General features: G+C 68.7%; 9 protein-coding genes. 5 read left to right on the plus strand and 4 right to left on the minus strand.

Features of this window, described 5'->3' with window-relative positions; all coding sequences use genetic code 11:
• Positions 1-174 precede the first annotated feature (174 nt).
• The 3 genes from VXC91_RS13900 (at position 175) to VXC91_RS13910 (ending at position 4,286) form a co-directional block, all read left to right on the plus strand.
• The gene (locus VXC91_RS13900; protein ID WP_329507473.1) at positions 175-1,878 is read left to right on the plus strand and encodes an NAD-dependent malic enzyme; all 1,704 of its coding nucleotides are present in this window, start codon (positions 175-177) and stop codon (positions 1,876-1,878) included.
• 189 nt (positions 1,879-2,067) lie between these two features.
• A complete protein-coding gene (locus tag VXC91_RS13905; protein ID WP_329507474.1) occupies positions 2,068-3,885 on the plus strand; it encodes an FUSC family protein in 1,818 nt (605 codons plus the stop codon).
• Positions 3,886-4,067: 182 nt separating this feature from the next.
• Complete coding sequence (locus tag VXC91_RS13910) at positions 4,068-4,286, plus strand: YozE family protein (protein ID WP_329507475.1); 219 nt, start codon at positions 4,068-4,070, stop codon at positions 4,284-4,286.
• 143 nt (positions 4,287-4,429) lie between these two features.
• On the opposite strand, the gene VXC91_RS13915 is transcribed toward VXC91_RS13910, so the two are convergent.
• On the minus strand, positions 4,430-5,242 hold the full coding sequence (locus VXC91_RS13915) for a hypothetical protein (protein WP_329507476.1): 813 nt from the start codon (positions 5,240-5,242) through the stop codon (positions 4,430-4,432).
• A 690-nt stretch (positions 5,243-5,932) separates the two neighbouring features.
• Between VXC91_RS13915 and VXC91_RS13925 the strand changes: the two genes are divergently transcribed.
• Positions 5,933-6,595, plus strand: coding sequence for a hypothetical protein (locus VXC91_RS13925; RefSeq protein WP_329507477.1), 663 nt, complete (start codon positions 5,933-5,935; stop codon positions 6,593-6,595).
• A gap of 427 nt (positions 6,596-7,022) precedes the next feature.
• Here VXC91_RS13925 and VXC91_RS13930 read toward each other — a convergent pair whose 3' ends face one another.
• Together VXC91_RS13930 and trxA are read right to left on the minus strand one after the other, a co-directional pair.
• On the minus strand, positions 7,023-7,205 hold the full coding sequence (locus VXC91_RS13930; protein WP_329507478.1) for a hypothetical protein: 183 nt from the start codon (positions 7,203-7,205) through the stop codon (positions 7,023-7,025).
• A gap of 102 nt (positions 7,206-7,307) precedes the next feature.
• Positions 7,308-7,637: a thioredoxin gene (gene trxA / locus VXC91_RS13935; RefSeq protein WP_329507479.1), complete on the minus strand. Its 330-nt coding sequence runs from the start codon at positions 7,635-7,637 to the stop codon at positions 7,308-7,310.
• Between the two features lie 666 nt (positions 7,638-8,303).
• Here trxA and secY point away from each other — a divergent pair.
• The gene (gene secY, locus VXC91_RS13940; RefSeq protein ID WP_329507480.1) at positions 8,304-9,608 is read left to right on the plus strand and encodes a preprotein translocase subunit SecY; all 1,305 of its coding nucleotides are present in this window, start codon (positions 8,304-8,306) and stop codon (positions 9,606-9,608) included.
• 487 nt (positions 9,609-10,095) lie between these two features.
• On the opposite strand, the gene VXC91_RS13950 is transcribed toward secY, so the two are convergent.
• Positions 10,096-11,199, minus strand: a complete 1,104-nt coding sequence (locus tag VXC91_RS13950) for a Gfo/Idh/MocA family protein (RefSeq protein WP_329507481.1) — start codon at positions 11,197-11,199, stop codon at positions 10,096-10,098.
• Between the last annotated feature and the right edge of the window lie 8 nt (positions 11,200-11,207).

Below are 11,207 nucleotides of genomic sequence, written 5' to 3' on the forward strand. Positions count from 1 at the left end.
GCCTTCCGTCACGAAACGCACCCATGACAAGCTTTGGTCCTGCCAAAGTGCGCACGTCAACGGCAATCAATTCCTTACGATCATGGATCATGGGGCTTTGAGGCATTGGACGCATGTGTCATTGCTCAGCACCCTGGTCGCATCCGATCACGGAGACCCGACAGGAAGTCGACCATGAAGTCGAAGTGGAACAGCACAAAAGGGCGTCTGGAGACAAGAGCCCGGGGGCGTGCCGTCCTGACCGATCCCAGCCTGAACCGCGGCACCGCCTTCACGCCGGAGGAGCGGCGGGAGTTGGACCTGGTGGGGCTGGTGCCGCCGCAGGTGCTCACCCAGGACCAGCAGGCGGCCCGCGCCTACCTGCAGTACCGGGCACAGCCGACCGACCTGGCGAAGAACGTCTTCCTGACGGCCCTGCACGACCGTAACGAGGTGCTGTTCCACCGGCTGCTCGGCGATCACCTCGCCGAGATGCTGCCCATCGTCTACACCCCCACCGTCGGCACCGCCATCGAGCGCTACAGCTACGAGTACCGTCGCCCCGCCGGCGTCTACTTGTCGGTCGACACGCCTGAGGACATCGAGCGCTCGCTGAGGGCCACGGGGCTGGGCCCGGACGACGTGGACCTGATCGTGGCCACCGACGGCGAGGCCATTCTCGGCATCGGCGACTGGGGCGTGGGCGGTATCGACATCGCGGTCGGCAAGCTCGCCGTCTACACCGCCGCCGCCGGCATCGACCCGAAGCGCACCCTGGCCGTCATGCTCGACGTCGGCACCAACCGTGAAGAACTCCTCGAGGACCCGCTGTACCTGGGCAACCGGCACGAACGCGTCGACCAGGCCGCCTACGACGCTTTCATCGACGCCTACGTCACCGCGGCGACGAAGCTCTTCCCCGGCGCCCTGCTGCACTGGGAGGACTTCGGTCCGGCCAACGCCCGCCGCATCCTGGACCGCTACCGGGAGACGGTCTTCACTTTCAACGACGACATCCAGGGCACGGGTGCCGTCAATCTCGCCGCTCTGCTCGCCGGCGTCAAGGCCAGTGGCGTCCCCCTGTCCGACCACCGCATCGTCGTCTTCGGCGCCGGCACCGCCGGCATCGGAATCGCCGACCAGCTCCGCGACGCCCTCATCGCCGGAGGCCTGTCGACGCAGCAGGCCACCGCCCGCATCTGGTCCGTCGACCGCTACGGCCTGCTCACACAGGGCCAGGACGGCATGCGTGACTTTCAGATCCGCTACGCCCGCCGCACTGACGAGGTGGCCGGCTGGCAGCGGGACGAACACCTCGGCGGCATCCCGCTCGCCGAAGTCGTCAAGCAGGTGCGCCCGACCGTCCTGATCGGCACCTCCGGCCAGGGCGGCGCCTTCACCGAGGACATCGTCCGCACCATGGCCATGTACGCCGAACGCCCGATCATCCTTCCCATGTCCAACCCGACCCGGCTGGCCGAGGCCGTCCCCGGCGACCTCCTCGCCTGGACCGAGGGCCGCGCCCTGATCGCCACCGGCAGTCCCTTCGACCCCGTCGAGCGCGACGGCGTCACGTACCGGATCGGCCAGGCCAACAACGCCCTCGTCTTCCCCGGTCTCGGCCTGGGCGCCATCGTCGCCGGCGCCGACCGCGTCACCGACCGCATGCTCGCCGCCGCCGCCGACGCCGTCGCCCGGCAGACCGACGCCACCGCCCCGGGCGCCCCGATCCTGCCCCTCATCGACGCGTTGCACGAGACCTCCGTCGCCGTCGCGGTCGCCGTGGCCCGGGCAGCCGCCGCCGACGGCGTCGCCCACCGCACCGTCGACGACACCGTCGAACAGCGCGTGCGCGCCGCCGTGTGGCAGCCGGTCTACCCGCCGATCAAGGCCGTCTGAACGACCTCTTCCCCCAGGTCGGCCCGACAGGGCGGCCGAAGGGGCGAGAAGCACCCGATCTGTCGGCGGTCGACCACGACAGCCGGACCCGCTCGGGTCCGGACACGATCTCTGCGGCACCCGACCGCAACCGAAACCCCGGCCCGCCCTTCCTCGTCATCACACCGTGAAAGGCAGGACAGTCCTCCCATGACACCGGATGTGCGCACGCACCGGGACCGTGTATCGGGGACGCGTGCACCGGCACGGCTGCGTCACGCAGTCGGCCGTCTGTCCGCCTCGCTGCCCCTCGCCGCGGCGGCGCGAGGGGCCGTCGCGCTCACTGTGCCGCTGGTCGCCGGCCTGCTCACGGAACACGTACTCCCTTCCGTGATCGCGGCGATCGGCGCCCTGTGGGGCGTAGGGCAGGACGGCTCCGACCCCTACCGCTCGCGCGTCCGGCGGTTCGTCTCGCTGGGCCTGTCGGCCGCCCTCGGGCTGACGGCCGGTGAACTCGCCCTGCGCAGCGGGCAGTCGACGACCGTGACGGCCTGCCTGGTCGTGGCCGCGCTGCTCGCCGGTGCGATCAGCCTGCGGGGACCAGTGGCGTCGGTGGGCGGGATGCACCTCCTGCTCGGCGCCACGATCGGCAGCGGCATCCCGGTGCCGGGACCCTGGTGGCACGCGCCGCTCGCCCTCCTTGCCGGTGTCGGCCTCGTCCTCGTCCTGTCCGCGACCCCGTGGCTGTGGCGGCGCCACCATGTCGAGTGTGCCGCCCTGCTCGCCGTGTACCGCGCCGCGTCCGCGGCGCTGGCCACGGCGGGTACCCCTGGCGCCGTCGAAGCCCGACGGCGGCTCACGGACACCCTCGACAACGCCCACCAGGCGATGGACCGTTACCTGACGGCCGGGCAGCAACCACGGCCGGATACGCAGATCGGTGGTCTGCTCCGCGCGTTCCGGCTCGCCATCGGGCTGGCCGAGGCGGTGACCACGCTCCAGTGGGAGGCGCGCCCGCTCCCGGCCGCCGTGACCGGTGTGCCTGTGCTGATGGGCGCACGTCTGCTGCCGGGCCGCAAGGACGGGACCGTACCCGTGCTGCCGGACTTCGAGCCAAGCTCACCTGGCCTGCGCGCACTGGCGCATCTGTGCGCGACGGCCGAAGCGGAGCGGACCGACGACGTGGCCCTGCCTGTCCCGGCCCCGTCACGCCCCGGCCCGGCGGCGCACCTCCGGTACGCCGCCCTGCTGGCCGTCTGTGTGCTGGTCGCGCAGCTGTGTGCCGAGGCCCTGCACGGCCCGCGCAGCTACTGGCTGCCCATGACCGTGGCCTTCGTCTACAAGCCGGACTTCGGCCCCGTGTTCCGCCGCGCGCTCCACCGCTGTGTCGGCACGGTGGTCGGCGTGGCCTCCATCGGAGCGGTGTCGCTGCTGACGCACAGCACGTACGCGCTCATCGGTGTCGTGGCGCTCTTCGGCGCACTCATGGCCGTCGGCGTGCGCCACCACTACGCACTCGCCACGACGGGCCTGACCGCCGTCGTGTTCGTCCTCGTCGACCTGCTCGGTGACCACAGGGCCCTGTACGGGCCGCGCATCCTGGACACCGCGCTCGCCGCCGCCATCGTCCTCGTCCTCCACTTCGCCGTCTGGCCCGGCTCCGCCGCCGGCCGCGCCAACACCCGGACCGAGGCCGCACTGGCCGCCGCTGTCCGTGGCATCCCGCACCCTGCCACCGGCGCCCCGGCGATTCATGGAGCACGCGCTGAACGCGACGGCCGACGATCGCGCATCGATCGCGATCGGCTCGTGACGGGCACAACCCTCATGTGTCCCCGACAGGCACGGCCGGTCGAGCCATCGCCGAACCCACCGATGCATGACAAGGGTGAATGCTTTCATCAATCGGCAGGCATCGGACACACATGCCGGCGTCCGGCATGCGCCGATCCGAGTGCGGGACCTGACCGCAGACGCTCGGAGAGACCGGAGAGCGCTTGTCCGGTCGACGTCCGGACACCGGTTTGACTTGCCGTGCGCCCGTGGGACGCTGGAGTCATGTGAACCGGCAGGGCGAGCACCGCATACGGCCGGGCCCGGCCGACCTGGCTGAGGCTGACGAAGCTCACCGCTCACCACTTTTTGGTGTCACTGACCATGTGCGGCGCAGCGACGACTCGCAGGCGTTCCTTCCCCCGAGAGGACGCGCGATGAATGACACAGGCGACTTCACGCGGTGGCTCAAGGGCCACGTCGAGGAGCTCAACCCCTTGGGGAGCCTTGCCCGTTCCATTGCGAACGACCCCCAATGGCCCGCGGCGGCGGACATTGACACATGCAGGGCCTATCTGGAGAGCCGGGGGGCCGCTCCAGAGCTCATCGACACCCTGCGTGAAGCCTGGGCCGAGTTCCAGTTCCTGCGTCGCTGAGGGCACAGAAGGCAGGGCCGTCTCGTGGCTGCGAAGCGCCGGCCCGATGACCGCCACGTTCGGCAGTGTCACACCAACGCAATGGCCTGGGCCGCGGCGCCACTACAACGAGTCTGATGGGTCGCGGCGCATGCTGCCCTGAGTCAGTGCAGGTCCACCTGGAAGGCGTGCCTGCGGTCGGCAGGGCAGGTGAAGATCCGCAGGTCTCCCCACCGGCCGACGACAACTCCTGTCTCAGCATCGCTGGTCACGGTGAACAGCAGCGTCATGTCTGTGCCGCAGTCACCGCAGCCGAACACTGTCGGGTACGTCAGGTGCCAAGTCGGCCAGCCGCCCAGCTTCCAGCCCGCGAGGCGAGTGATGACATCACGACCGTCACCGGTCTCACGGACCAGCTCCTCCAGCTGCGGACGGAGTTCTGGAGGTAGCTCTTCCCGGTAGGGGAAGTCGGCCAGATGCTCAGCGGTGATGACGCATGCCTGGGGCAGGTAGCCGTCCTCGTCGCACCTCGAGGGCGACGGCGGGGTCGTCAAGCGGCTCGTCACGTCAGCTGCCCGACGCCATCGCATCTCGATCACGGGGCTGACATCGGCCTGCCGGGCCGGAGGATCCCAGTGCTCATTGGGGCACCAAAGGATCTGCAAGAGATCGATGTCGGCAGGCCACCACGGTCCCGGCGCGTCCCGCCGGAAGATCTGGGCGACCGGCACCATGGCCGTGGCAGGTACACCATCAGGGCTGTCCACGTCGGGCAAGGAGCACTCCGGCCACGGTTCGTCACTCGGCCAAAGGAGCGGGCCGCCGATCGAGCTGTTCCCGCGGTCCGGCTCTCCCCGCTCGGGATGGAACACCACGGCGTCGCGCGCGTAGGGAGCGAGCCCGGGAAGCGCGGCGAGTGTCGCCTCGATCGACGGTCTGGAGCTGCGCGTCATCATGCCTTCCAGCCAGTTGGTCATGGATCGCCGGCAGCGTACAGGCCGGCTGTGGAGGGGTTCCCGCTCACACGTCATGAGCGGAGCCACAGCCGGACGGCAGCAACAGTGATCGTGCCAGTCAACTCCCTACGTGTGAGGCTGGGACGAGGGGCTTCGTGGATGGCGTCGTGTATCCCCCGGCGGATCCGCAGGCGGCGGAAACAGTGCGGGGTGGCGAAACTCGCGCTCCACTGCTCAGCGTTGGGCACCCTGGCCCCAGTCGTGCTCCGTTGTGCTCCGCCACGGGCGTTCTGCGGCTTCACTCCGGAGGCCCGGCCCTGAGGAGGGTATCAACCGGGTGACGTCGACGCGGTTGCCACCGGTCGAGTTGACGGTGGGCGGGATGCCCTCGAGGTCCGAGATCAAGTACAGTTTGCCGCCCGTCCCGCCCCGGTCGACAGGGCTTCGTACGGTCTTGGCTCCCCTTGGCGCCGTGTCGCGACCCGTGGCCCGGCCCCTCAGGCCAAGGCCGTCATCGGCCGCACCGCGCACCAGGGTGATTCACTCGGTAATCTACGCTCCACTCATCCGTACTATCTCTATTCCGGGCTGTTCGCGGCACTTGCCGCCGCTGCCGCTTGTGCACCAGCCCGAGCACACAGGCGCGTGGCTGCCTACGCCGGCGCTGGAAGATCTGGCTCAACCGGCCAGGGAACTGGAAAGGGAAACATCATGTCGCAGAGCACAACCGCCGCCACCGGGCTGACGTCGCAGTACGCCGCCCAGGTATCCAGCGACCTCGAGCACAACGTCAAGGAGCAGGAGCGCATCAGCACGGACATCGCTTCCCTGCAGGAGGAGTTGGCATCCCTGCAGCGCGACCACTCCGTGCTGGTCAACGTGCAGCAGGCGCTGGGCGTCACGCCGGCCCCCGTCCGGCCTGCGGCCACACCGGACCACACCACGGTGCCCGCTCCTCGCGAGAAGGCCCCTGCCGAGCCCGGCACCGGAAAGCGGACGCGGGCGAAGAAGTCCGCCGACAGCTCGACGACCAAGAAGGCGGCCGCCGAGAAGCCCGCGAGCAAGCCCACCACCACGGCCACGTCCTCTGCCGCAAAGGCGGCCCAGCCCACGCTGGTCGAACTCATCCGCCGCCACCTGACCGAACAGAGCGAACCGCGTTCCGCCGCGGAAGTGGCCACCACACTCGGCGAGGCCCACCCCGAACGCGGCATCAAGACCACCGTCGTGCGCACCACCCTCGAAAACCTCGTGGCCAGGAACCACGCCCAGCGCACCAAGCAGGGCACCTCCGTCTACTACACCGCCCCCGCCCCGGCCGGACAGGCCGCCGCACCCGCCGAGGACGAGTCACAGCCCGAGCAGGCCGAATAGCCGACACGGCCGGGGCACACGCTGCCGCTGCGGCGGCAGCCGCCCGGCCACGCTCGACACGTCGCCAACCACGGCAATCACCGTGAAACGACTCTCACTTCATGCCGCAACGGGTACGTTCCTGCCAGAGCGCCAGGCCGGCAAAGCGGGAAGACATGAGCGACGACGCGATCGAGCCGGCGGCTGCGGTCCAGGCAGTATGTGAGCAATCCTCGGCGTGATGCCACGCAACGCAGCGGTGCCATGCCTGGCCCGCACCGCATCCGCTCCGGCACGGCCCTGTCCGACTGCTCTGAATCAGCTCTCTGAGGGCTGTTCGAACGCGGCAATGAGGCGGCCCAACTCCTGCCGCTTCGAGTCGGCCGGCCACACTGCCCACGTCCGACGGATGACGGGATCGCCGACCAACGGGGACCATGCCACACCTTCAGGAATGGGCTGGGACCAGTTCGGGCGAGCTCCGCTGCCTGTTGGCTGACAGCAGCACGCCCAACGGCTCCCGGTTGACCAGCATCGCGTCGCACTCCTGCCCGCGAGGGCGCTCCCGCAGCAGTCCCACGTCGAGCTCGCCGGCGCGCAGTGCGGACAGCTGCCCGGACGTCCGGAACAAGCTCGGAAGTCGACCGATGGGGTTGCCGCGCCGCCGAGCCCCCTCGGGCGTGTGGCCGCAGGAAACCCGACCGCGGCCGTGTCCGTGTTCACCGCCCGCGGGTCAGTCGGCGAGCGAACCGAGTTCCTTCTCGAGGTCGGCCTTCGGCCTGGCGCCCGCGATGGTCTTGATCACCTTGCCGCCCTTGAAGAGCTTCATGGTGGGGATGGACAGGACCCCATAGCGGGCCGCGACGGCGGGGTTCTCGTCCACGTTGAGCTTCGCAACGGTGAGACTGGCGCCGTATTCAGAAGCGATCTCCTCGAGCACAGGGGCCACGGTGCGGCAGGGGCCGCACCATGCCGCCCAGAATTCCACCAGGACGGGCTTGTCTCCCTGCATGACTGTCTCTTCGAAGTCGGCGACGGTCACTGTCACGGTGGAGTGAGTCACGAAAATCTCCTTGTACACGATGGTGGTCACCGGGCTGCACACAGCCCGGTCTGAAGGATGTCGGCCGGTCAGGCCGACAGAGCCCCGGGCGCGGCGTACCCATCCGGCGAGAGGGTGCTGCGCTGTTCCGGAAGCTTGGGGGTCGCTTGACGTCGGAGACGATCCGGGGCAGCGGCATGGCGGTCTCCTCCTCATGACGAGACCCCATCCAGAAATGCGTGAACCAGCACCGTTCCATGAGAAAGATGCCACGGCACTCCACTGACGTCAAATGGATACTCTTGACTTTTACCATTAGACTCATCAATGTGGAGGCACGTTGACCGACGTTGCGATCTCCGCATGCCGTGAGGGGCAGGGGTGATCGTGTCGTTCCTGTCGGACGCGTCAGACCACGTGGTCGGCTTCCGGCGGCGAGGTCATGAGGCAGTGGCTGCACAGGTGCAGGACACCACCTGTGCAGCCGCCGTCCCAGGGGCCACGGGCACCTCGCTGCAGCGGACTGCGTAACCGCGGTCTGAGTGGTGGGGCGAGGCGCGCGACGAACGGGAGATACCCCCAAGCCGCCCTGGCGACCGGCACCTGCCCTTCCGGCATCAGTTCCACATTCGTCGATACCCAATATCGTCCCCATGGCCCGGTTGCGCGGGGGGCGCAGGAGGCACCATGCTCACCGCGTTCGCCCGGGCGTTCACGACGCCCGACCTGCGCAAGAAGCTGCTCTTCACGCTCGGCATCATCGCGGTCTATCGGGTCGGTACCCACATCCCGATCCCAGGCGTCAACTACACGTACGTCCAACAACAGGCCTCTGGCGACCAGGGTCTGCTCGGTCTGGTCAACATGCTCAGTGGCGGCGCGCTGCTCCAGGTCACGGTCTTCGCGCTCGGCATCACGCCGTACATCACGGCGAGCATCATTCTCCAGCTGCTGACCGTGGTCATCCCGCGGCTGGAAACCCTGAAGAAGGAGGGCCAGGCCGGCACGGCGAAGATCACGCAGTACACTCGCTACCTGACGGTGGCGCTCGCCGTCCTGCAGGGCACCGGTGTGGTGGCCGCCGCCCGCAGCGGCGACCTGTTCGCCGGAAGCCCCATGTCGACCCGTGTCGTCCCGGACAAGTCGATCTTCATCGCCATCACCATGGTCATCTGCATGACCGCCGGTACCGCCGTCGTCATGTGGCTCGGCGAGCTGATCACCGACCGCGGCATCGGCAACGGCATGTCCATCCTGATGTTCGTCTCCATCGCCGCGACCTTCCCCGTCGGGCTGTGGGCCATCAAGGAGCGGGGCGGCCTGGCCGACGGCTGGATCGAGTTCGGCATCGTCGTCCTCGTCGGCCTGGTCATGGTTGGCCTGGTGGTCTTCGTCGAGCAGGCCCAGCGGCGCATCCCCGTCCAGTACGCGAAGCGCATGATCGGCCGCCGCTCCTATGGTGGTACGTCCACCTACATCCCGCTGAAGGTCAACCAGGCCGGCGTCGTACCCGTCATCTTCGCGTCATCGCTGCTCTACATCCCCCCGCTGGTCGCGCAGTTCTCCGGCGGAACGTCCGAGTGGGAGACGTGGATCCAGGCCAACTTCGTCCATGGCGATAGCCCGATTTACATCACCCTGTACTTCCTGCTGATCGTCTTCTTTGCCTTCTTCTATGTGACGATCTCCTTCAACCCCACGGAAGTCGCAGACAACATGAAGACCTTTGGCGGCTTCATTCCGGGCATCCGGGCCGGTCGACCCACCGCTGGGTACCTCTCGTACGTGGTCAACCGGATCACCTGGCCGGGTTCGCTGTACCTGGGTCTGATCGCTCTCGTACCGACGGTGGCGTTGGCCGGCTTCGGGGCAGGCCATGACTCCCCGCTCGGCGGGACCAGCATTCTGATCATGGTGGGTGTCGGTCTCGAAACGGTGAGGCAGATCGAGAGCCGACTCCGGCAGCTCAACTATGAAGGATTTCTCCGCTGATGCACGATCGACAACTTCCAGGACGGCCTGCTCAAGCAGGTCGTCGGCCCCGCCGAGGCGGGGAACATCGTACGCGCGGCGGGAATCACGAGTTGATCGAGGGACTTGCCCCGCGCGGGGAGTCCGGGACGGCATGAGCGGCACCAGGGCGTATCCGACGGCAGGCCGGGGCCGATCCGAAGCGCGAACTACGGTGAGGCGCTGCGAGGAGCGTTGGCAGACCCTCACCGACGACGTGTGGTCGAGCATCTCTGCGCGAAGAACGAGGAGGTCGAGCATCAATGCGCGTCGTTCGGCCTCAAGGCGTCGAAGCCGACGCTCACCCACCATTTCCGCGTCCTTCGGGAAGCCGGGTCGATACGACTGATCGACTACGGCAACAGCCGCAACGTCACGCCGCGCCGGGCAGAACTCGACGGGTGCGCACTGAGCATGACCGCCGCCTCCCGCGAGGCGGCGGTCTTCCCGCATCCGCGCGTCGGCCCTCTCACGCCGAGCGCGGGTCGTGCTCCCTCCGGCCGTCGCCGTCCGGCGTGTCCGGGGCGGCGTACTCGAAGTCGGGGAAGGTGCTGTGGATCTCCACGACCCGGCCCTCCTCCGCCGATCGCTTGGCGGCCAGCATCACTTCGAGGGCATGGAAGGCGTGTTCGGGGCGGGTGACGGTGCGATCGCCGGTCTCGACGCACTCGATGAGGTGCCGCAGGCCGTCCGTCCAGGGCCAGTTGGGGTCGGTCTCGCCGAAAACCTCCCAGCTCCCCCGCTCATTGGTCCACTGCTCGAAGCCTTCGGGCGCCCAGTCGTCGCCCAGCATCTGGAGGGTGCCCGTGCTTCCGTACAGCTCGACCGCGGGCGAACGGTACTTCTGCATCGTGAACCCCGTGGCTATGGACGCGAAGCGGGAGTCGCCGAAGTCGAGCAGGATGTGCGCGTTGTCGTCGGCGCGGACCGTGACCCGCTCGCCCTCCGCCTCGCGCTTGGGGACGGCGGTGCCGACGAGCGCGGTGACCCGCCGCACAGAGCCGAAGAAGCCGCACAGGCTGGTGAGGTTGTAGACGCCGAGGTCGAACAGGGCGCCGCCGCCCTGCTCGTAGAACCAGCGGCCCCACCAGGGGCCCGACCAGCCGTAACGGGCCCGGGCCAGGTGGAGTTCGCCGATCTCGCCGTCGCGCACCCGGCGGTGCATCTCCCGGTACGTCGGCGACAGCGCGACGTGCGGTGCGCACACCAACTGCCCCGGCGCAGCGGCAGCCGCCTCCAGGAGTGCGGTCGCCTCCTCGACAGAGGTCGCCATCGGCTTCTCGACGAGCACGTGCTTCCCTGCTTCGAGGGCGGCGCGGGCCAGCGAACCGTGCTGGTTCATGCTGGTGAGCACGAGCACGATGTCGACCTCGGCACGGTCGATCAGGTCCTGGGGACGCTCGGCGGACGTGTCGATCCCGAACCGCCGCGCGGCCACCTCCCGCTTGCCGGGGTCGGGGTCGTATCCCGCGATCAGCCGGACGCGTCCTTCCTGGGCGAGCCTGGTGATCAGGGTGGCATAGGGGCCGGAGAAGACGCTTCCGAGTCCCAGGACGCCGATGCTCAGTGCCATTCGGGTTC

It is taken from the genome of Streptomyces chiangmaiensis (assembly GCF_036281785.1).
GTDB classification, from domain to species: domain Bacteria; phylum Actinomycetota; class Actinomycetes; order Streptomycetales; family Streptomycetaceae; genus Streptomyces; species Streptomyces chiangmaiensis.

Bases quoted from the DNA above. Each gene is read 5' to 3' on its own strand.
- VXC91_RS13900 (WP_329507473.1), top strand. From the start codon at position 175: ATGAAGTCGAAGTGGAACAGCACAAAAGGGCGTCTGGAGACAAGAGCC.
- VXC91_RS13905 (WP_329507474.1), top strand. From the start codon at position 2,068: ATGACACCGGATGTGCGCACGCACCGGGACCGTGTATCGGGGACGCGT.
- VXC91_RS13910 (WP_329507475.1), top strand. From the start codon at position 4,068: ATGAATGACACAGGCGACTTCACGCGGTGGCTCAAGGGCCACGTCGAG.
- VXC91_RS13915 (WP_329507476.1), bottom strand. From the start codon at position 5,242: ATGACCAACTGGCTGGAAGGCATGATGACGCGCAGCTCCAGACCGTCG.
- VXC91_RS13925 (WP_329507477.1), top strand. From the start codon at position 5,933: ATGTCGCAGAGCACAACCGCCGCCACCGGGCTGACGTCGCAGTACGCC.
- secY (WP_329507480.1), top strand. From the start codon at position 8,304: ATGCTCACCGCGTTCGCCCGGGCGTTCACGACGCCCGACCTGCGCAAG.
- VXC91_RS13950 (WP_329507481.1), bottom strand. From the start codon at position 11,199: ATGGCACTGAGCATCGGCGTCCTGGGACTCGGAAGCGTCTTCTCCGGC.